The sequence below is a fragment of the Streptomyces mangrovisoli genome (assembly GCF_000974985.2).
Classification (GTDB): domain Bacteria; phylum Actinomycetota; class Actinomycetes; order Streptomycetales; family Streptomycetaceae; genus Streptomyces; species Streptomyces mangrovisoli.
This window is the reverse complement of the sequence record NZ_LAVA02000018.1, coordinates 35,984-57,311: the sequence shown is the minus strand read 5'-3', so window position 1 is coordinate 57,311 and position 21,328 is coordinate 35,984. Positions and strand designations below refer to the sequence as shown.

The following is a 21,328-nucleotide window of genomic DNA, read 5'->3' as shown; positions in this document are numbered from 1 at the left end:
CCGCTCTCGTCGGGTTCGCCGACGGTGGTCTGCACCTGGATGCCGCCCCGTTCGGGCAGCACCAGTGGTGCCTCCATCACGAGTTCCTCGACGTGGTCGCAGCCGGCCAGGTCCGCGGCCTGCACGGCGAGTTCCACGAACGCCGCCCCTGGCATGATCACCGAGTCCATGATCAGGTGGTCGGCGAGCCAGGGGTGGGTGCGCGCCGAGATCCGTCCGGTCAGCAGGAGCGCCTCGCTGCCGGCCAGGGCGAGTTGCGCGCCGATCAGCGGATGGCCGCCGGTGCCGAGCCCGGCGGCGGCGACGTCGCCCGTGGCCGGGGTGCCCGTCAGCCAGAACCGGCGGTGCTGGAAGGCGTACGTCGGCAGGCCCGTGAACGGGCGCTCCGCGGAGGGGAGCATGGCGTCGAAGTCCAGTCGGGCGCCGCGGGTGTGGGCCTCGGCGAGCGACAGCGCGAAGCGCAGCGGGCCGCCCTCGCCGCGGCGCAGCGAGCCGACGACCGCGGCCGGCGCGCCGGTGTCCTCCACCGTCTCCTGCACCCCGAAGGAGACCACCGGGTGCGGGCTGCACTCGACGAACAGGCCGTGGCCGCTGTCGGCGAGGGCCCTGACGGCGTCCTCGAAGCGGACGGTCCGGCGCAGGTTGCGGTACCAGTACTCGGCGCCCATGGCGGTGGTGTCGAGCCACTCGCCGTCGACCGTGGAGAAGAGGGGCACCTCGGAGGTGCGGGGGGTCACCGGGGCGAGCAGGTCGAGGAGTTCGTCGTGGATCTCCTCGACGTGCGCGGAGTGCGAGGCGTAGTCGACGTTGATACGACGGGCGCGGATCTCCCGCTCCGCGCAGGTCTCGATCATGGCGTCCAGGTCCGCGGTGCCGCCCGCGACGACCACGGAGGCCGGGCTGTTGACCGCTGCCACCGACAACCCCGGCCACGGCTCGATCAGTTCGCGGGCCCGCTCGGCACTCAGGGCGACGGAGACCATCCCGCCGCGCCCGGCCAGCGCGATGATGGCGCGCGAGCGCAGGGCGACCACGCGGGCCGCGTCCTCCAGGCTGAGTGCGCCGGCGACGGCCGCGGCGGCGATCTCGCCCTGCGAGTGGCCGATCACCGCGGCCGGGTGGACGCCGTAGGACCGCCACAGCGCCGCGAGGGACACGTTGATCGCCCACAGGGCGGGCTGGACGACGTCGACCCGGTCGAAGCCGGGCGCGCCCGGCGTCTCGCGCAGTACGTCGAGCAGCGACCAGTCGGTGAACGGCGCGAGCGCCTCTGCGCATTCGGTCAGCCGGGCGGCGAACACGGGGGAGGAGTCGAGGAGTTCGACGCCCATCTGCGGCCACTGCGAGCCCTGGCCGGGGAAGACGAACACCGCCCGGCTCGCGTCCGTGCCCACGTTCGTGCCCTGCACGACGTGCGCGCCGGCCTCGCCGTCGGCCAGTGCGCGCAGGCCGTCGGTGAGCTGGGCGCGGTCGGTGCCGACGACCACCGCCCGCTGGTCGAAGGCGGCCCGGGTGGTCACCAACGCCCGTGCGACGGAAGCGGGTTCGGCCTCGGGCTCCGCCTCCAGGCGGGTCAGCAGGCGGGCGGCCTGCTCGCGCAGGGCTTCGTCGCCGCGGGCGGACAGCGGCCACAGGACGGGGGGTCCGGCGGGCGGCTCGGCGGTGGGGGAGCCGGGGGATTCCTCGATCGGTGCCGGGGCCGCTGCCGCGTCGGCGGGCGCCTGTTCCAGCACCACGTGCGCGTTGGTGCCGCTGACGCCGAACGACGACACCGCCGCCCGCCGCGGCCGGTCGGCCGTGGGCCAGGGCCGGGCCTCGGTGAGCAGTTCCACCGCGCCCGCGCTCCAGTCGACATGACTCGTCGGCGCGTCCACGTGCAGGGTCTTCGGCAGCAGGCCGTGCCGCATGGCCTGCACCATCTTGATCACACCGGCGACACCGGCCGCGGACTGCGCGTGCCCGATGTTCGACTTCAGCGAGCCCAGCCACAGCGGCTCACCACCCTCGCCACGGTCCTGCCCGTAGGTGGCGAGTACCGCCTGCGCCTCGATGGGGTCGCCGAGCCGGGTGCCGGTCCCGTGCGCCTCGACGGTGTCGACGGCGGACGGCGTCAACCGGGCGTCGGCCAGGGCCTCTTCGATGACACGCTGCTGGGAGGGCCCGCTGGGCGCGGTGAGGCCGTTGCTGGCGCCGTCCTGGTTGACCGCCGAACCGCGCACCACCGCCAGCACGTCGTGGCCGTGGCGGCGGGCGTCCGAGAGCCGCTCCAGCAGCAGCATGCCCACGCCCTCGGCCCAGCCCGTGCCGTCGGCGGCCGCGGCGAAGGCCTTGCAGCGGCCGTCGGGGGCGAGCCCGCGCTGCCTGCTGAACTCGACGAAGACCTCGGGCGTCGCCATCACCGCGACGCCGCCGGCCAGCGCGAGGTCGCACTCGCCGGAGCGCAGCGCCTGGGCGGCGAGGTGCAGGGCGACCAGGGAGGAGGAGCAGGCGGTGTCGACGGTGACGGCCGGACCCTCCAGGCCCAGGACGTAGCTGATCCGTCCGGACATCACGCTGCCGGCCCGGCCGGTGCCGAGATACCCCTCCAGGCCCTCGGGCGCCTGCTCCAGACCGGCGGCGTAGTCGTGGAACATCACGCCCGCGTACACGCCGGTGCGGCTGCCGCGCAGGGTGCCGGGGTCGATCCCGGCGCGCTCGAACGCCTCCCACGACGATTCGAGCAGGAGCCGCTGCTGGGGGTCCATCGCGAGGGCCTCGCGCGGGCTGATCCCGAAGAACTCGGCGTCGAAGTCCCCGGCGTCGTAGAGGAATCCGGCCTCGCGGACGTAGCTGGTGCCGGGGTGGTCGGGGTCGGGGTGGTAAAGGACGTCCAGGTCCCAGCCGCGGTCGTCGGGGAACGCGGCGACGGCGTCCCGCCCGGCGGCGACCAGGTCCCACAGGTCGTCGGGGCCACGCACCCCGCCGGGCAGCCGGCAGCTCATGCCGACGATCACGACCGGGTCGTCCCCGTCGGCCGTACGGCGCCGGGTCCTGGCCGGTGTCACGGCCGGGCCGCCGAGCAGCGTGTGCAGCAGGTGCCCGGCGACGGCCTGGCAGGTGGGCCGGTCGAAGGCCAGTGAGGCGGGCAGCACCAGGCCGGTGGCGCCGGCCAGTCGGTTGCGCAGCCGGACCGCGCCGGCCGAGTCCAGGCCGAGGTCCTTGAACGAACGGTCGACGGGCACCGCGTGCGGCCCCGCCAGCCCGAGCACCTCGGCGGCGGCCTGACGCACCAGCGCCGCCAGCACGCCCGGCCGGGCGTCCGCGCCGGTGCCCAGCAGTTCCTGGCGGAGCCGTTCGGCGCGGGCGGGGTCCTCCGGCGGGGCGGCCTCGGCCAGTCCGGAGGCATCCACGGGACGGGCGGCCAGCAAGGTGGCCCCGGCGGGATCCAGGCGGTGGCGGATCGCCTTGCCCGACCCGGTGCGCGGTACGGCGTCGGTCACGTACAGCGTCTCCGGCACCTTGATCCGCGACAGCCGCTCCTGGCAGGCCGCGAACACCGCGTCGCCGTCCAGTTCGGCACCGGGCGCGGGCACGAGGAACGCCACCGGCACCTCGCCGAGCACCTCGTGCGGCACCCCGGTCACGCAGGCGTCGGCGACCCCGGCCAGACCGCGCAGCACGTCCTCGATCTCGCCGGGGTGGATGTTCTCCCCACCCCGGATGATGAGTTCCTTCACCCGCCCGGTCAGGGTCAGGCGGCCGTCCGGGTCCAGACGGCCCAGGTCGCCGGTGCGGTAGTGGCCGTCGACCAGCGTCGCCGCGGTCTCCTCGGGACGGCCGTAATAGCCCAGCATCAGGTTGGGGCCCGCCACCCACACCTCGCCCTCGGCGCCCGCGGCGACGTCGTCGCCCGTGTCCGGGTCCACGAGCCGCAGGGCCAGTCCGGGCACCGCCCGGCCGCAGGAGCCCGCCACCCGTTCCTCGCCCGGCTCGGCGACCGTGATCGCGCCGCACGTCTCGGTGGATCCGTAGGTGTCGATCAGCGGCACCCCGAAGGCGTCCTCGAACGCGGCGGCCAGCGATCCACCCGCGGGGGCGCCGGAGGTCAGGCACAGCCGCAGCCCCTCCAGGCCTCCGGGTTCCTGGCCGCGGGCGGCCTCGATCAACTGGTGGTAGAGGGTGGGCACCCCGGCGAGCAGGGTGTGCCCGCCGGTGCGCAGCTGACGCAGGACGTCACTGGCCGACAGCCCCGGCATCAGATGGGCCGACGCGCCCGTCACGGTCACGCCGAGCACACAGAACACGTGGGCCAGGCTGTGGAACAGCGGCAGCGGCCACAGCACCCGGTCGCTCTCCGACAGCCCCACCAGGGGCGCGTAGCAGGCGGCCACCGACCACAGGCACGAACGCTGCGTGGACAGCACGCCCTTGGGACGGCCGGTGGTGCCGGAGGTGTAGAGCAGGAACGCCGGATCGTCCAGTGACAGTCCGTCACGCGCCGGGCTGTGGGCCTCCGTCGAGGCGAGCACCTCGAAGCCGGCCACGGCGGCGAACACCCCGGTCTCGGCCTCGGCCCCGGAGTCGGGGCCGTCGGGGCCGGCGACGATCAGAGTGAGGGCGCGTTCCCCGGCGAGTTCGGCGAACCGTTCGGCGCCGGCCGTATCGGTGAGCACCACACGGGCACCGGAGTCGTCCAGCAGATGCGCCAGTTCCGCCGTCGTCGAACGTGGCGAGGCCGGGACACCGATACCGTCGGCGCGCAGTACGGCGAGATACGCCTCCACCGTCTCCACGGTGTCGCCGAGATGGATCAGGGCCCGGTCACCGGCGGACAGCCCGAACGTCGCCAGATGCCCGGCCAGTCGCCCGGTGCGGGTGAGCAGCTCCGCGTACGTCACGCTGCGCCGGGCGTCGCTGAACGCGGTCTTGGCACAGTGACGGTCGCCCTGCATCCGCAGCATCTCCGGCAGCGGCCGCACCAGTTCGGAACGCAGCATGGACAGACTCCTTGGGCACGTGAAGACGGAGCGGATTGCTCGAAGAGAAAACCGGCGGAAGGCTGTCCCCCCAGCCGAATGGAGCAGTGGCGTAGGGCTGTTGCCTCAGCCGAATGGAACAGTGGCGAAAGGCTGTCGCCCCCGCCGGACAGAAGAACCGTGAAGGCTGTCGCCTCATCGGAAAGCCATGGACGAATGCCACGCTATGGACGCCCCCTCGGGTCGACCAACCCCTAAATGCCGTTGGGGGGCCGCCCGGCGGCTCCGCGCCGGCTTCTAGGGGGCGGGCCGGGCGATTAGGGGCCGCGGTCCGGGGGAGGTCCCGCCGCCGGGGTGGCAGCCGTGCTTGCCGTGCCCTGCCCGCCCCTCCCGGCCGTTGCGTCACCTATCGAAAAACGATAGATTCCCATCGTGAGTCGATGGAGGGATGAGTCGTGGGGAAGCTGACCGTGCGCGCGCTGCGCGCCGTGCTCGCAGGGGTGCTCGCCGGCACCGTGCTCGTGCAGGGAGGGCTGTTGTACGTGCTGGTCAGCGGGAGCGACCCGGAGGACGGCTCGGTCCCGCTGACCGCGTTTCGCGTGATCGCCCTCCTGGGCATGGTGTGCGTCCAGGTCGCCGTGGTCTGCGTATGGCGGCTGGTGACGATGGTGCGGCGCGGAACCGTGTTCTCCTTCGCCGCCTTCCGGTACGTGAACGGGGTGATCGGCGCCATCGTGGCCGCCGCCCTCCTGTGGTTCGCGGTCACGGCCGTCAACGCGCCCGGCCAGCGGGAGGACCCGGGGGTCACCTTGATCATGGGCGGGATCGGCGTGGCCATCCTGGGGGTCGCCCTCATCGTGCTCGTGCTGCGGATGCTGCTCGCCCAGGCGGTCGCACGCGACGTCGAAGCGGCCCGGATGCAGGCCGAGTTGGACGAGGTGATCTGATGGCGATCGTCGTCGACATCGACGTGATGCTGGCCAGGCGGAAGATGTCCGTGGGCGAGCTCGCGGAGCGCGTCGGCATCACCCCCGCCAACCTGGCCGTGCTCAAGAACGGCCGCGCCAAGGCGGTGCGCTTCGCGACACTCGCCGCGCTCTGCGAGGCCCTCGCCTGCCAGCCGGGCGACCTGCTGCGCTGGGAGGCCGAGACGGACGCGGAGGCCGGGGCGGAGACGGGGACGACGGCAGGAGCGGAGGCGTAGGCGGCCGTCGGGACGGAGGCGTGGAGCTGGTCGGGGCCTCAGCTCCCCCGAAGGGCACCGCTCAGCCGGCCGCCCGCGACACGCCCACCACCCCCGGCTCCAGCCGCGCCGCCACCGTGCGCAGGACGTCCGCCGCGTGGTCGTTGAGGTAGAAGTGGCCGCCGGAGAACACCTGGGCGGTGAACCCGCCGGTGGTGTGCCGTTCCCAGCGCAGCACGTGTTCGACGGCCGCCTTCGGGTCGTGGTCCCCGGTCAGCGCCGTCACCGGGCAGGCCAGCCGCGGCGCGGCCGGGTCCGCGCGGTAGGTCTCCACCGCCCGGTAGTCGGCCCGGATCACCGGCAGCACCATCTCCAGGAGCTCGGGATCGTCCAGGAACGCCGTGTCGGTCCCGGCGAGCGACTTCACCTCGCGGACCAGACCGGCGTCGGTGGCCAGGTGCCAGCGCTCCTCGACGACGACCGAGGGCGCACGCCGCCCTGACACGAACAGATGCGCCGGACCGCGCCCGGCCGCTTCGAGCCGCAGCGCCACCTCGTAGCCGACGGTGGCGCCCATGCTGTGCCCGAACAGGGCCAACGGCCGGTCGGCGTACGGCGCGAGGCGCTCGGCGACGGCGTCCGCGAGCAGCCGTACATCGGTGAAGGGCGCCTCGTGGCGGCGGTCTTGGCGGCCGGGATACTGCACGGCCAGCACCTCCACCCGGGGCGCCAGCGCCCGTGCGACGGGCACGTAGTACCCGGCCGAGCCCCCGGCGTGCGGCAGGCACACCAGACGGACCGGTGCCTGGGGAGCGGGTGCGAAATTGCGGAACCAGTCGGCTTGCCCGTTCGCTGTCACCGGGCCGCCTCCTCACTCCCACACAAGGGATAGACGCGGGAAGGATCTTCAGCATGGCACGCGGTGGCGGCACACCGAACCCCGGTGTTCTGCGGCCCCCGTGGACCGCGCAGGAGAGGGGTCGCGCGGGGCCGGTTAGGGGTTACCCGGGCCGATGGACACTTCCTATGCTCGCCGTCAGGACCCTGCCCTCGCGCCGCCCGCCCGCCGCCGTACGCCGGCCGCGTCGGGACCGTACGCCGGGGCGGGCCGCGGCCGCCGACGGCCGATCGCCGAAGATCCCACGGGAAGTTGAGACATGGACGAGATCATCAGCGCCGTGCTCGCCGGGGACGCCTCGCCCCGGGACATCGCGGGGCTGCCGCTGCCGCAGTCCTACCGAGGGGCGGTGGTGCGCCGCGAGGACGCCACGATGTTCGAGGGGCTGCCGTCCCGCGAGAAGGACCCCCGCAAGTCTCTGCACGTGCAGGAAGTCCCGGTGCCCGAACTGGGTCCGGGTGAGGCCCTGGTGGCCGTGATGGCCTCCTCGGTCAACTACAACTCGGTGTGGACCTCGATCTTCGAGCCGCTGTCCACCTTCGGGTTCCTGGAGCGCTACGGCAAGCTCTCCGAGCTGACCAAGCGCCACGACCTGCCGTACCACATCATCGGCTCCGACCTCGCGGGCGTCGTCCTGCGCACCGGCCCCGGCGTCAACGCCTGGAAGCCCGGTGACGAGGTCGTCGCGCACTGCCTCTCCGTCGAGCTGGAGTCCTCCGACGGCCACAACGACACGATGCTCGACCCCGAGCAGCGGATCTGGGGCTTCGAGACCAACTTCGGCGGCCTGGCAGAGCTCGCACTTGTCAAGTCGAACCAGCTCATGCCCAAGCCGCAGCACCTCAGCTGGGAGGAAGCCGCCGCTCCCGGCCTGGTCAACTCCACCGCCTACCGGCAGCTGGTCTCGCGCAACGGTGCCGGCATGAAGCAGGGCGACAACGTCCTGATCTGGGGCGCGAGCGGTGGACTGGGCTCCTACGCCACCCAGTTCGCCCTCGCGGGCGGCGCCAACCCGATCTGTGTGGTCTCCAGCCCGGAGAAGGCCGACATCTGCCGCGCGATGGGCGCGCGGAACGTCATCGACCGCAACGCTGAGGGCTACCGGTTCTGGAAGGACGAGCAGACCCAGGACCCGCGCGAGTGGAAGCGGTTCGGCAAGCGCATCCGTGAGCTGACCGGCGGCGAGGACATCGACATCGTCTTCGAGCACCCCGGCCGCGAGACCTTCGGCGCCTCGGTGTTCGTCACCCGCAAGGGCGGCACCATCACCACCTGCGCCTCCACCTCGGGCTACATGCACGAGTACGACAACCGCTACCTGTGGATGTCGCTGAAGCGGATCATCGGCTCGCACTTCGCGAACTACCGCGAGGCGTGGGAGGCCAACCGCGTGATCGCCAAGGGCAAGATCCACCCGACCCTCTCCAAGGTCTACTCCCTGGAGGACACCGGGCAGGCCGCCCACGACGTCCACCGCAACCTCCACCAGGGCAAGGTCGGCGTCCTGTGCCTCGCCCCCGAGGAAGGCCTCGGCGTCCGCAACCACGAACTGCGCGCCGAACACCTCGACGCCATCAACCGCTTCCGCCGGATCGAGGGGCAGGAGAAGTGAGCACCCACACCAGCCACACGGCCAAGAGCACCGACACGACCCACCACGCCCCCGCGACCCACGGCACCCCCACGGCATCCCGGCCCGTCACTGCCGTGGTCGGCCTCGGCACGGTGGGCGAGGCGTTCCTGCGCCTCGCGCACGCGGCCGGGCACCGCGTCATCGGCGTCGACACCGACCCGGACGCCGTCGCCCGCGCCGACCGGAGGCTGAAGGCGTCGGCGGGCGCCGACACGGCGGGCGAGACGCACCTCACCGACGACCTGGCGGCGCTGTCCGGCGCCGACGTCGTCATCGAGGCCGTCGGCGACGACCTCGCGGACAAGGCCCGACTGCTGCGCCGTATCGGCGGGTTGAGCCCCGCACCGGTCGTCACCACCACCGCGGGCCTCTCGCTCGCCGAACTCGCCATCGCCTCCGGCCGCCCCGGCACCCTCGCCGGCCTGCGCTTCCTGGTGCCGCCGGGCCCCGGAGGCACCGTCGAGGCGGTCACCACCACGCTGACCGCCCCCGCCACCACGACCGCCGTCCAGTCGCTGATCGCCTCCCTGGGGCTGAAGCCCGTGAGCAGCCTCGGCGTCCAGCCGGCCACCGACGCCACCGCCCTGGTCCTCGCCCAGCTGAACCGGGCGGTGTCCTTCCTGGAGGCCGGTCACGCCACCCGCGACGACATCGACACCGCGATGCGGCTGGGCTGCGGCCTGCCCGCCGGACCGCTGCGCCTGCTGGACACCTTCGGCCTGGACACCGCGCACTCCCTGCTCACGGGGCTGCACCACGCCACCGGACAGGCCTGCTTCCGGCCCGCCCCGCTGCTGAGCAGGCTGGTGGCGACCGGGCGGCTGGGCCGCAAGAGCGGCGAGGGCTTCCACACCTGGGACGACGAGGGCCGTACCGTCCACGACACCACCGCCCTCGCCCCCGCCGGGACCGCCACCCGGCACGTACGCACCGTCGCCGTCGTCGGCTCGGGCACGATGGCCCGCGGGATCGCCGAGGTCTGCGCGACCGCCGGCCACCCCACCGTGCTCGTCGCCCGCAGCGACGACAAGGCCGCCGCCGCCCTCGCGGCGATCGAGCAGTCCCTGACCCGCTCCGTGCGGCGCGGCCGCGTCACCGCCCAGCAGAAGGCCGCCGCGCTCGCCGCGCTCACCCCGGCGGCCACCGTCGACGCGGTGAGCGGCCGGGACCTGGTGATCGAGGCGGTCGCCGAGGATCTCGCCGTCAAGCGCGACCTGTTCGCCCGCCTGGGCCGGCTCACCGCCGCGCACGGCACGATCCTGGCCACCACCACCTCCAGCCTGCCCGTCGCCACCTGCGCCGAGGCGTCCGGGCGCGCGGCCGACACCATCGGACTGCACTTCTTCAATCCGGCCCCGGCCCTCAGGCTCGTGGAGGTCGTGCGCACCCCCGACACCACCGACGCCGTGCACGCCGCCGCGAACGCCTTCGTCGGCGGGCTCGGCAAGACCGCGGTCACCTGCCCCGACCGGGCCGGGTTCATCGTCAACTGCCTGCTCTTCCCCTACCTTGGCCAGGCCGTGCGCCTGCTGCACCGCCCCGGCACGTCCATCGACGCCATCGACGCGGCCGTACGCGACGGATTCGGTTACCCCATGGGCCCGTTCGAGCTGCTCGACACCATCGGCCTGGACGTCTCCCTCGCGATCCAGCAGCGGCTCTACGACGACCTCGCCGACCCCGACCAGGAACCGGCCCCGCTGCTGGCGGCGCTGGCCGGCACCGGCGCCCTGGGGCGCAAGAACGGCCGCGGCTTCCGCACGGCGACGGCCGCCTGAACAGCCGCCCGGAAGGCCGCGGCCCGAAAGCGGACCACTCAATTCCCGCCACCCCTAAGGGGTTTCCCGACCCGCGGTGAGTGGGGCCGCTCAGGGGGAGTTAGGGGTATTTGGACAAACCCGAACCTGCTTATCGTAATTGCCAGTTCACACCTCCCCGCACTACAGAGCGAACCAGAAATCCGAGCATTCCGAATTCCACCCCACTGCACGGCCCGTACAGGGCGACTTCCACAGATTGGGTGCACGATGACGCGGAAAGTCCTAGTAATCGGCGGCGGCCCCGGCGGGTCCACCGCCGCGACGCTCCTGGCCCGGGCCGGTGTGTCGGTGACGCTTCTGGAGCGCGACACGTTCCCGAGGTACCACATCGGCGAGTCCATCGCCTCTTCCTGCCGCAGCATTCTCGACTTCGGCGGCGCGCTGGAGAAGATCGAGGAGCGCGGCTACACCGTCAAGACCGGCGTCCTGCTGCGCTGGGGCCAGGAGAAGGACTGGAAGATCGACTGGTCCGAGCTGTTCGGCCCGGACGTCCGGTCCTGGCAGGTGGACCGCGACGACTTCGACACCATCCTCCTCGACCACGCCGCCGAGCAGGGCGTCGAGGTCATCCAGGGCGCCTCCGTCAAGCGCGTGATCTTCGACGGCGACCGCGCCGTGGGCGCCGAGTGGACCGACCCGCAGGACCGCGGCACGGTGCACACCGGCGAGTTCGACTTCGTCGTCGACGCCTCCGGGCGGGCCGGCGTCATCGGCGGCCAGCACTTCAAGAACCGCCGCCCGCACGAGGTGTTCCGCAACGTCGCCATCTGGGGCTACTGGAAGGGCGGCGACCTGCTCCCGGGCACCCCCTCCGGCGGCATCAACGTCGTCTCCTCGCCCGACGGCTGGTACTGGATCATCCCGCTGCGCGACGACCGCTACAGCGTGGGCTTCGTCTCCCACCAGTCGCGCTTCCTGGAGCGGCGTGCCGACTACTCCTCCACCGAGGAGATGCTGCACGCCCTCATCGCGGAGTCCGCGACCGTCACCGACCTGCTGGCCGGCGGCGAGTTCCAGCCCGGCGTCCGCGTGGAGAAGGACTTCTCCTACGTCGCCGACTCCTTCTGCGGCCCCGGCTACTTCCTCGTCGGCGACGCCGCCTGCTTCCTGGACCCGCTGCTGTCGACCGGTGTCCACCTCGCCATGTACAGCGGCATGCTCTCGGCCGCGTCCATCCTGTCCACCATCAACGGCGACGTCGACGAGAGCCAGGCACTGGGCTTCTACGAGTCCCTCTTCCGCAACGCCTACCAGCGCCTGTTCACCCTCGTCTCGGGCGTCTACCAGCAGTACATGGGCAGCGACACCTACTTCGACCTGGCCGAGTCCCTGGTGCGCGAGTCCAGCGACGGCACCACCGCGGGCGACGGCAAGGACGCCGCCTTCGGTGAACTCGTCGCGGGCGTCACCGACCTGCGCGAGGCCAGCGACGTCGCGGGCCTCGGCACCGCCCCCATCCAGACGATGATCGACGAGGCCGGTCACGACGGCACCCCGGTCGGCCAGCTGCTCAGCGCCGCCGAGCAGGCCCGCCAGGCCGCCATCGCCGCCAGCCCCAACGCCCCCATCAGCATGGCGCCGATGAAGATGGACGCCACCGACCTCTACGACGCGGCCAGCGGTCTGTACCTGACCACCACGCCGACCCTCGGCATCCGGCGGGCCACCGCCGACGCCGTCGTCGCCTGAACCACCCAGGAGCGCACCGGCCGCCGGCCGGTGCGCTCCTGGGGCCTGTCGTCACCTTCCGGTCTGCCAGGCGAATGTGACGACAGGCCCCAGGTCGTCCCCAGGGGCCGGGCGGCCACCCGCGCGCGCCGCTCGCGCGGTGGGTCGCCGCCCGGCCCGCGAGAAACGGACCCCCAGACATGACTTCCCACCAGAACGTGGAACTCCTTCTCGGCCTGGCCGTCGTCGTCGTCCTCGCGCGGCTGCTCGGCGCCCTGGCCCGCCGGCTCGACCAGCCCCCGGTGATCGGCGAGGTGCTGGCCGGCATCCTGATGGGACCCACCCTCTTCCACGGGGCCATCTCCGACCACCTCTTCCCGACCGACATCCGGCCCTTCCTCAGCGCCCTGGCCACCGTCGGCGTCGCGGTGTTCATGTTCATCGTCGGACTCGACCTGGACTCCACCCTCGCCCGCGGCACCGGCGGCTTCGCCGTGTCGGTCTCCCTCAGCTCGGTGCTGCTGCCCTTCGGCCTGGGCAGCGCTCTCGCCTTCTACCTGATGGGACATCACACCACCCCCGACAAGACGGCGTTCGTGCTGTTCTGCGGCATCGCCATGTCGATCACGGCGTTCCCGGTGCTGGCCCGCATCCTCACCGAACGCGGGATGCACCGCACCACCCTCGGCACCGTCGCCCTCGCCTGCGCCTCCATCGACGACGTCCTGGCCTGGACGGCCCTGGCCGGCGTGGTCGCCGTCACCGGCGCCGGCGGCCACGACCAGTGGCACATCCTGCTGCTCGTGCCGTACGCGCTGGGCATGGTCTTCGTGCTGCGGCCGCTGCTGCGCCGCCTGATCGCCACCCGCACCAGCCCCCGGCTGACCCCCACCGCCTTCGCCTTCGTCGTCGCCGGACTGCTCGTCTCCGCCGGTGCCACCGAGTGGATGGGCCTGCACTTCATCTTCGGCGCGTTCCTTCTCGGCGCGGTCATCCCGCGCGAGCACACCACCGCGCTGCGCTCCGACATCCACGACCACCTCGGCCGGCTCGGCGGGGTCCTGCTGCTGCCGGTGTTCTTCCTCGTCGCCGGACTCAAGGTCGACCTCTCGCACCTCGGCACCGACGGGCTGGGCGACCTCGCCCTGATCCTGCTCGTCGCCATCGGCGGCAAGTTCGCCGGCGCCTTCCTCGCGGCCCGCGCCCAGGGGATGCCGCAGCGCCAGTCCGCGGCCCTGGCCACCCTGATGAACACCCGCGGTCTGACCGAACTGATCGTCCTCAGCGTCGGGTTGAGCATGGGCATCATCGACCAGGAGCTGTACTCCCTCATGGTCGTCATGGCCGTCGTCACCACCGCGATGGCCGGCCCCCTGCTGCGCTGGATCATGCCCCGCCGCCTCATCGAGGACGAGGCCGCCCGCGGTGCCGTGTCCGGTCCCGCCGACGGTGCCGCGGCCGCGGCGGCCCTCGACGAGGACGAACCCGACGCGGTCCGGCCCGCGTCGTGACCCCACCGGCCCGCACGGCACGAACAGGAGAGTCGACAGGCGATGGCTGCGAGTAGTGCGGATACGTCCGCGGCGGATACCCCGGACGCGGATACGGCCGAGGCGGATACCCCGGAAGCGGATACCCGCGACGCCGATACCCCGGACGCCGATGCCAAGGACGTCCGCCGGCTGGACCGGGTGGTCATCCGGTTCGCGGGGGACTCGGGTGACGGGATGCAGCTCACGGGTGACCGGTTCACCTCGGAGACGGCGTCGTTCGGCAACGATCTGTCGACCCTGCCGAACTTCCCCGCCGAGATCCGCGCGCCCGCAGGCACCCTGCCGGGGGTGTCGTCGTTCCAGCTGCACTTCGCCGACCACGACATCCTCACCCCCGGGGACGCACCCGACGTGCTCGTCGCGATGAACCCGGCCGCCCTGAAGGCGAACATCGGCGATCTGCCACGCGGCGCGGAGATCATCGTCAACACCGACGAGTTCACCAAACGCGCGCTGGCGAAGGTCGGATACGCGGCCTCCCCGCTGGAGGACGAGTCACTGGAGGCCTACCGGGTCCATCCGGTGCCCTTGACGACACTGACGGTCACCGCGCTCAAGGAGTTCGACCTCTCCCGCAAGGAGGCCGAGCGCAGCAAGAACATGTTCGCGCTGGGCCTGCTGTCGTGGATGTATCACCGGCCGACCGAGGGCACGGAGAAGTTCCTGCGGTCGAAGTTCGCGAAGAAGCCGCAGATCGCGGAGGCGAACCTGGCGGCGTTCAGGGCGGGCTGGAACTTCGGGGAGACCACGGAGGACTTCGCGGTCTCCTACGAGATCGCCCCCGCCTCCTCGGCGTTCGCGCCGGGCCTGTACCGCAACATCTCCGGCAACCTGGCCCTCGCCTACGGTCTGATCGCCGCGTCCCGGCAGGCGGACCTGCCGCTGTTCCTGGGCTCCTACCCCATCACCCCGGCCTCCGACATCCTGCACGAACTGTCCCGGCACAAGAACTTCGGGGTGCGCACCTTCCAGGCGGAGGACGAGATCGCCGGGATCGGCGCCGCCCTGGGTGCCGCGTTCGGCGGCTCCCTGGCGGTGACGACCACCAGCGGGCCGGGGGTGGCGCTGAAGTCGGAGACGATCGGGCTGGCGGTCTCGATGGAGCTGCCGCTGGTGGTCGTGGACATCCAGCGCGGCGGGCCCTCCACCGGCCTGCCGACCAAGACCGAGCAGGCCGACCTGCTGCAGGCGATGTACGGCCGCAACGGCGAGGCGCCGGTGCCGGTGATCGCGCCGATGACGCCGGGCGACTGCTTCGACGCGGTCCTGGAGGCGGCGCGCATCGCCCTGGTCTACCGCACCCCCGTCTTCGTCCTCTCCGACGGCTACCTCGCCAACGGCTCCGAACCCTGGCGGGTGCGCCAGCTGGAGGAACTCCCGGATCTGCGCGTGCAGTTCGCCACCGCACCCAACCACACCACCGCCGACGGCGGCGAGGAGTTCTGGCCCTACCTGCGTGACCCGCAGACCCTGGCCCGCCCCTGGGCGGTGCCCGGCACTCCCGGCCTGGAACACCGCATCGGCGGCATCGAGAAACAGGACGGCACCGGCAACATCTCCTACGCGCCCGCCAACCACGACCTGATGGTCCGCACCCGCCAGGCCAAGATCGACGGCATCGACGTCCCCGACCTGAGCGTCGACGACCCCCACGACGCCCGCACCCTGGTGCTGGGCTGGGGCTCCACCTACGGCCCGATCACCGCCGCGGTACGCCGGCTGCGCGCGGCCGGCGCGTCGATCGCACAGGCCCACCTGCGCCACCTCAACCCCTTCCCGCGCAACCTCGGCACCGTCCTCGCCGGCTACGACAAGGTCGTCGTCCCCGAGATGAACCTCGGCCAGCTCGCCACCCTCATCCGCGCGAAGTACCTGGTCGACGCCCACTCCTACAACCACGTCACCGGCACACCCTTCACCTCCGGCCAACTCGCCGACGCCCTGCGGGAGACGCTCGATGACCACCACCGTTGAACTCCGCCTCACCGCAAGGGATCTGAAGACCGATCAGGAAGTGCGCTGGTGCCCCGGCTGCGGTGACTACGCGATCCTCGCCGCCGTCCAGGGCTTCCTGCCGGAACTCGGCCTCGCACGCGAGAACATCGTCTTCGTCTCCGGAATCGGCTGCTCCTCACGCTTCCCGTACTACATGAACACCTACGGAATGCACTCCATCCACGGCCGCGCCCCCGCCATCGCCACCGGGCTGGCGGCCTCCCGCCGCGACCTGTCCGTCTGGGTCGTCACCGGCGACGGCGACGCCCTCTCCATCGGCGGCAACCACCTCATCCACGCCCTGCGCCGCAACGTCAACCTCAAGATCCTGCTGTTCAACAACCGCATCTACGGCCTCACCAAGGGCCAGTACTCACCCACCTCCGAGACCGGCAAGATCACCAAGTCGACGCCGATGGGCTCCCTGGACGCCCCCTTCAACCCGGTCTCCCTGGCGATCGGGGCGGAGGCGTCGTTCGTCGCCCGCACCATCGACTCCGACCGCACCCACCTCACCGAGGTCCTGCGCGCCGCCGCCGCCCACCCCGGCACCGCCCTGGTCGAGATCTACCAGAACTGCAACATCTTCAACGACGGCGCCTTCGACGCCCTCAAGGACCGCCACCAGGCCGAGAACACCCTCATCCGCCTGCACCACGGCGAACCCATCCGCTTCGGCACCGACAAAACCCGCGGCGTGGTCCGCGACCACACCACCGGCGACCTGCGCGTGGTCACCGTCACCGACGACAACGAGGCCGACCTCGTCGTCCACGACGCCCACGCCGCCTCCCCGACCACCGCGTTCGCGCTGTCCCGGCTCGCCGACCCCGACGCCCTGCACCACACCCCCATCGGCGTCTTCCGCGCCGTCGAACGCCCCGTCTACGACACCCAGATGTCCGACCAACTGGCGGAAGCGGTGATTCGCCACGGCAGGGGAGACCTGCCCGGACTGCTGGCGTCGGGCGACACGTGGACGGTCCTTCCCTGAGGGCCGAGGCCTTCGTGCCGCCGCGATCGCATCCATCGCGATGTATCGATCCTGATGTAACATGGGGACCGTGAACGGAGTGGATCTCTTCCTGCTGGGCCGCGCGCTGATGAAGATCGGCGAGGCGGCCATGCCCGAGCCGGAGGGTGGGAGCGGCCGCCACGGCGGCAGCACCCGCTCCGTGCTGATCGTCGCGGGCGACGTCTCCGCCCATCCCGCCAGCGCGGTGGGCGAGATCGCGGAGCGCACCGGCCTGCCGCAGAGTCAGGTCTCCACGGCCGTGGCCCGGCTGAAGGAGGCCGGCGCGGTCACCGCCGCTCCTGACCCCGCCGACCGCCGCCGCCTCCTGGTCAGTCCCGCCGCCGAGGCGTCCGCCCGGGTGGCCGCGGTGCGCGAGACGAGCGTCGACTCCGCCCTCGCCGCCGCCCTGGACGGCCCGGGGGAGGCCGAACTCGCCGAGGTGGCGGCGGCGTTGGACCTCTTGGCGCGCCGCCTGACCCCGCGCACGTTCACCGGCTGACCGGCCGCCCCCTCATCGCGCGGCGCGGCGTCTGCGGTACGCCACGCCGGCCACGAGGACGGCGACGGCGGCGAACCCGGCGGCCGCGACCCCGGCCCAGCCGAACCGGCCACCCAGGCCCGCTTCCGCGCCGGCGACGGTGATCTCGGCCGTGTTGTTGCCGGGCCGGGAGTCGTGTGAGGCGTAGCCGTTCCTGAGGACGGCCGTGACCTTGCCGGTCCCGGCGTAGGCGCTGTCGATGCGGAACCGCAGCACCTGCGTCACGGCCTTGCCCGGCGGCAGGTTCCCGCCGTCGCAGCTGTAGTGGGCGGCACCCGCCTTCCACGGGGAGCAGGACCAGTAGGACCCCTCGTCCTCGTCCGGGTCCGGGGAGGGCTTGTCGGGCGGGATCAGGGTGGTGCCGTCCGGCGGGGTGATCTCGTAGCGCACGTAGCGGGCGTCGATGCGGCCGGGCCCGGCGTTGCGCACCCCCACCGTCAACTCGACGGTGTCGCCGGGCCGTCCGTCGAGCGAACCGGCGACGGCCTGTACATCGATGTGCTGGTCGGTCTCGACGGGGATGAGGTCCGCGAGGTGCGCGAAGCCGGTGGGTTCGGTGGGCGTGAGGCCGAGCGCGGGTCCCTCGCCCGGGATGGTGTAGACGGCCTCGTCGAAGTACGGTCCCGCGTCCTGTCCAGGGGCGAAGACGGTCAACACCGCGGTGCCCCGCGTCAGTTCGGATTCCCCTTCCAGGATGAACGGCGCGTCGAACAGGTAGGCCCGGCCCGGTTCGAGGGGGGTGTCGAAGACGCAGTAGGCCCGGGACCCGCCAGTCTCGCTGTAGCGGCAGTTGCTGTAGCTGTGCCGAAGGTGCGTGTCGGTGAGCGCGGACACCGTCACCCGGAACCCGCTCGCGGTGAAGGGGCCGTGGTTGAGGACGCCGCCCCGGATCTTCAGGGGCTTTCCGGCGGGGGCGTCGTGGAAGGCGAGCTTCCTGCCCCACAGCTCCGGAGATCCGGCCGTCATCTCGGTCCGGGCTTCCGCCCGCTGCCCGCCCGCGGTGGCGAGCCGGAAGAACACGGTGCCGTGCGTGCCGGGTGCGGCCTTCTTGTCGGCGCCCAGGACGACCAGGTCCCTCAGCCGGAACTCCCCCTGGGAGGAGGTGAGACGGCAGGTGAAGACGTAGCCCGCGCCCTCGGTGCAGACCCTTTTGGCCTGGAGCCGCACCAGTCCCCGTACGCGGGAGGCGTCGACGGTCAGCACGGCGCCGCGGACGTTCGCCCCGCTGCCGGCGTTGATGGTGACCGGCAGTTCGACCCGGGTGGGGTCGTCGGCCTGGGTGTAGTACGTCGCGGGAGCCTCGACGGCGGCACTCGCCGCCGCCCGGTCCGGTGCCGCGCCGGCCGCCGTGCCCGGAGCCGAGGCCCCCGCCATCACGGCGACGGCCGCGAGAAGTCGTATCCACCGTCTCATCCCTCGATCATTGATGGCACAGGACACGAAGGGATCACGCGACCGCCCCAGGTCTGCTCCGGTGAGCCGGGGTCAGATGATGAGCGGGGTGTAGGGCTCGTTCTCGGGGGCGTAGAGCAGGACGTAGTCGTCGCCGGCGCCGCGGGCGACCTGCTGGAGCCGGGCGAGCACCTCTGCCTCGCCGGGCAGGACGAGGCCGAGGGCGGCCGCGGCCCGTTCGCGCCGCTGAGGCAGGTCGGGCATGTCCTCCAGATACTCCTGCGCGAGCTCCCGGCTCTCGCTGACGGTGAAGTCCTGGCAGTCGCGCCACCACGGGACGGTCAGCAGCAGGCGCAGCAACTCGGCCAGGCCGATCGCGACGAGCGCGGCGCCGCCCTCGGAGTCGGCGTAGAGCACGGGGCGTTCCTCGCCGCCGTCGCCGCAGAAGAAGAAGGTGCCGCCGGCCCCGTCACCCCCGAACGCCTCCAGCTCGGCCCCGGAGGCGAGTCGGACCTCCTCGACGTGATCGGCCCTGTCGAGTTCGAAGTCACCGGGCCACGACAGGAATCGGGCGGCCTCGTCGTCTGCACGCAAAGCGGCGATCAGTGAGCGCATGTCCGGCACCCTAACGGCCCGCTGCGCATGACAAAGGCCCCGCTCCCGAATTCGCTTCGGATGCGGGGCCTCTGTGCTGGGAGCGCCGGGCAGGCCTTGCACCTGCATTTCCCCGCAGGAAGCGGGGCGTCTTTCCTTGGACCACCAACGCACTGCCTGCCACCCGGATGTGGGCGGCGAGCTCAAGATCGATCTTACAGTGCGGAGAGCTCGGCGTCGAACAGCAGCACGGGATCGAAGCCCATGCCGGTGAAATGTCCGGCGAGTTCGAGCGAGAGCACGCCGTGCAGCCGGGTCCAGGCGGTCAGGGCCCGCCGCAGGACGGGTTCGGAGGCGCCGTGTCCGCCGTCCCATGCCCGGTGGCCGGCGAGGTGGGCGTCGAGGTCCGGCGCGGGGGCCGGGGCCGGTCCGGTGGCGCAGGCGTCGAGGAGGACGGCCATGATCTCGGCGGCGATGGCGGTGACGTCGTCGGGGGCGTGGTAGCCGGGCACGGGGGTGCCGTAGACGAGGAAGTAGCGCTGCGGGTCGGCGAGCGCCCAACCGCGCAGGGCGTGGCCGAGTCCGGTGAGCCCCTCGCCGGAGGCGGCGCGGAAGGTGTCGGCGAGGCTGCGGTAGGCATCGGTGACCAGTTCGGTGAGCAGGTCGTCCCTGCTGCCGAAGTAGCGGTACAGGGCCGGCCCGGTCATGCCCATGTTCTTGGCGATGGCGTTCAGGGAGAGCGCGGAGGCGCCGGCCCCGGCGATCTGCCGCCAGGCGTGCTCCTTGATCTCGGTGCGGACCTGGGCGCGGTACCGGGCGCGGGGTGACGTCGCATCCTCCATGAGTGAGAAGGTATCACGGAAATCACACCCACTAAAAAAATCTTCGGCCAGCCCTTGACGTGAGTCTGTCGACACCCCACTCTGGAGATGAGAGTTACAGCCTCTAACAAACCAGATAAGCCATAACAAACCATCAAGGGGACCGGCGATGACGACGACGAACAGCACCCACGAGCGCCTCGAGGTGGTCCTGCCGGGTACGGTCGAGCCGGAGGGGCTCCAGGTGCGCCGGGTCCCGCTGCCCGAGCCCGGCCCCGGGCAGGTGCTCGTCCGCATGGAGGCGACCGGGGTGTCCTTCGCGGAGCAGCAGATGCGCCGCGGCCGCTACTACGACCAGCCGCCCTTCCCCTTCGTCCCTGGCTACGACCTCGTCGGCACCGTGCAGGCGACCGGCCCCGGCGCCGACGCGGCCCTGGCCGGCCGGCGGGTGGCGGCGCTGACCAAGACCGGCGGCTGGGCCACCCATGTCGTCCTCGACGCCGCCGACGTCGTCGAGGTCCCGGACGGTGTCAGCGCCGCGGCGGCGGAGACCGCGGTCGTCAACGGCGTCACCGCCTGGCAGATGCTCCACCGCAAGGCCCGTATCCGGTCCGGCCAGACGATCCTGGTCCACGGCGCGAACGGCGGCGTCGGCTCGCTCCTGGTCCAACTCGCCCGCGCCGCCGGGGTGAAGGTGATCGGGACCGCCTCTCCCCGCCATCACGACGCCCTGCGCGCCCAGGGGGTCACCCCCGTCGACTACCGCACGGCCGACCTCTGCGCCCGCGTACGCGAACTGGCCCCGGCCGGCGCCGACGCCGTCTTCGACCACGTCGGCGGCCCCGGCCTGACCGGTTCCTGGCGCTTGCTCGCGCCCGGCGGCACCCTCGTCTCCTACGGCAGCGCGGCCACCCGGGACGCCACCGGCTCGAAGCAGTTGCCGGTCCTCAAGCTGCTGGGCCGCGTGTGGCTGTGGAACGCACTGCCCAACGGCCGCCACGCCTGCTTCTTCAACGTCTGGGCGGGCAAGGCGCTCTCCGCCACCCGCTTCCGTGCCCGCCTGCGCGCCGACCTCACCGAGGTGTTCACCGCGTTGCAGCGCGGCGACATCCAGGCCGCCATCGCCGCCGAACTCCCTCTGGCCGAGGCCGCGAAGGCACTGCGTCTGGCGGAGTCGGGCACGATCGGCGGGAAGGTGGTCCTGGTTCCCTGAGAGATTCCCGCGCAACCGCAAAGGAGGGCGTCCCGTGCAGCGCACGTGAG

At 72.3% G+C, this 21,328-nt stretch carries 14 protein-coding genes and 2 pseudogenes; 10 read left to right on the top strand and 6 right to left on the bottom strand.

Features of this window, described 5'->3' with window-relative positions:
• Positions 1 to 32 precede the first annotated feature (32 nt).
• Together WN71_RS43565 and WN71_RS43560 are read right to left on the bottom strand one after the other, a co-directional pair.
• A pseudogene (locus tag WN71_RS43565) lies at positions 33 to 1,310 on the bottom strand (acyltransferase domain-containing protein); the annotation flags it as partial.
• Between the two features lie 174 nt (positions 1,311 to 1,484).
• A pseudogene (locus WN71_RS43560) lies at positions 1,485 to 4,931 on the bottom strand (type I polyketide synthase); the annotation flags it as partial.
• Between the two features lie 479 nt (positions 4,932 to 5,410).
• Between WN71_RS43560 and WN71_RS09185 the strand changes: the two are divergent.
• Positions 5,411 to 5,902 carry a DUF2975 domain-containing protein gene (locus tag WN71_RS09185; protein ID WP_046591491.1) on the top strand — a complete coding sequence of 164 codons (492 nt, stop codon included), beginning with the start codon at positions 5,411 to 5,413 and terminating at the stop codon, positions 5,900 to 5,902.
• On the top strand, positions 5,902 to 6,159 hold the full coding sequence (locus WN71_RS09180) for a helix-turn-helix domain-containing protein (RefSeq protein ID WP_046591492.1): 258 nt from the start codon (positions 5,902 to 5,904) through the stop codon (positions 6,157 to 6,159). Before WN71_RS09185 ends, WN71_RS09180 begins: the two co-directional genes overlap by 1 nt.
• Before the next feature lie 61 nt (positions 6,160 to 6,220).
• On the opposite strand, the gene WN71_RS09175 is transcribed toward WN71_RS09180, so the two are convergent.
• Positions 6,221 to 6,997, bottom strand: coding sequence for a thioesterase II family protein (locus WN71_RS09175; RefSeq protein WP_046591493.1), 777 nt, complete (start codon positions 6,995 to 6,997; stop codon positions 6,221 to 6,223).
• A 298-nt stretch (positions 6,998 to 7,295) separates the two neighbouring features.
• Between WN71_RS09175 and ccrA the strand changes: the two genes are divergently transcribed.
• The 7 genes from ccrA to WN71_RS09140 all read left to right on the top strand — a co-directional run bounded on the left by ccrA (position 7,296) and on the right by WN71_RS09140 (position 17,219).
• Positions 7,296 to 8,648, top strand: coding sequence for a crotonyl-CoA carboxylase/reductase (gene ccrA / locus WN71_RS09170; RefSeq protein ID WP_046591494.1), 1,353 nt, complete (start codon positions 7,296 to 7,298; stop codon positions 8,646 to 8,648).
• Positions 8,645 to 10,447: a 3-hydroxyacyl-CoA dehydrogenase family protein gene (locus WN71_RS09165; RefSeq protein ID WP_107469607.1), complete on the top strand. Its 1,803-nt coding sequence runs from the start codon at positions 8,645 to 8,647 to the stop codon at positions 10,445 to 10,447. The genes ccrA and WN71_RS09165 overlap by 4 nt, the downstream gene beginning before the upstream one ends.
• Before the next feature lie 249 nt (positions 10,448 to 10,696).
• On the top strand, positions 10,697 to 12,178 hold the full coding sequence (locus WN71_RS09160) for an NAD(P)/FAD-dependent oxidoreductase (protein ID WP_046591495.1): 1,482 nt from the start codon (positions 10,697 to 10,699) through the stop codon (positions 12,176 to 12,178).
• Between the two features lie 179 nt (positions 12,179 to 12,357).
• Positions 12,358 to 13,668: a cation:proton antiporter gene (locus tag WN71_RS09155; RefSeq protein ID WP_063777733.1), complete on the top strand. Its 1,311-nt coding sequence runs from the start codon at positions 12,358 to 12,360 to the stop codon at positions 13,666 to 13,668.
• A gap of 42 nt (positions 13,669 to 13,710) precedes the next feature.
• Positions 13,711 to 15,684, top strand: coding sequence for a 2-oxoacid:acceptor oxidoreductase subunit alpha (locus WN71_RS09150; RefSeq protein WP_079177752.1), 1,974 nt, complete (start codon positions 13,711 to 13,713; stop codon positions 15,682 to 15,684).
• A complete protein-coding gene (locus WN71_RS09145) occupies positions 15,668 to 16,699 on the top strand; it encodes a 2-oxoacid:ferredoxin oxidoreductase subunit beta (RefSeq protein WP_046591497.1) in 1,032 nt (343 codons plus the stop codon). Before WN71_RS09150 ends, WN71_RS09145 begins: the two co-directional genes overlap by 17 nt.
• A gap of 61 nt (positions 16,700 to 16,760) precedes the next feature.
• Positions 16,761 to 17,219, top strand: coding sequence for a MarR family transcriptional regulator (locus WN71_RS09140; protein ID WP_046591498.1), 459 nt, complete (start codon positions 16,761 to 16,763; stop codon positions 17,217 to 17,219).
• Positions 17,220 to 17,231: 12 nt separating this feature from the next.
• Here WN71_RS09140 and WN71_RS09135 read toward each other — a convergent pair whose 3' ends face one another.
• From WN71_RS09135 to WN71_RS09125, 3 genes are all read right to left on the bottom strand, one after another.
• On the bottom strand, positions 17,232 to 18,671 hold the full coding sequence (locus tag WN71_RS09135; RefSeq protein WP_071369811.1) for a DUF11 domain-containing protein: 1,440 nt from the start codon (positions 18,669 to 18,671) through the stop codon (positions 17,232 to 17,234).
• Positions 18,672 to 18,743: 72 nt separating this feature from the next.
• Positions 18,744 to 19,265: a hypothetical protein gene (locus tag WN71_RS09130; RefSeq protein WP_046591529.1), complete on the bottom strand. Its 522-nt coding sequence runs from the start codon at positions 19,263 to 19,265 to the stop codon at positions 18,744 to 18,746.
• Between the two features lie 194 nt (positions 19,266 to 19,459).
• The gene (locus WN71_RS09125; protein WP_046591500.1) at positions 19,460 to 20,086 is read right to left on the bottom strand and encodes a TetR/AcrR family transcriptional regulator; all 627 of its coding nucleotides are present in this window, start codon (positions 20,084 to 20,086) and stop codon (positions 19,460 to 19,462) included.
• Positions 20,087 to 20,234: 148 nt separating this feature from the next.
• Between WN71_RS09125 and WN71_RS09120 the strand changes: the two genes are divergently transcribed.
• On the top strand, positions 20,235 to 21,278 hold the full coding sequence (locus WN71_RS09120; protein WP_046591501.1) for a medium chain dehydrogenase/reductase family protein: 1,044 nt from the start codon (positions 20,235 to 20,237) through the stop codon (positions 21,276 to 21,278).
• The last annotated feature ends 50 nt before the right edge of the window (positions 21,279 to 21,328 follow it).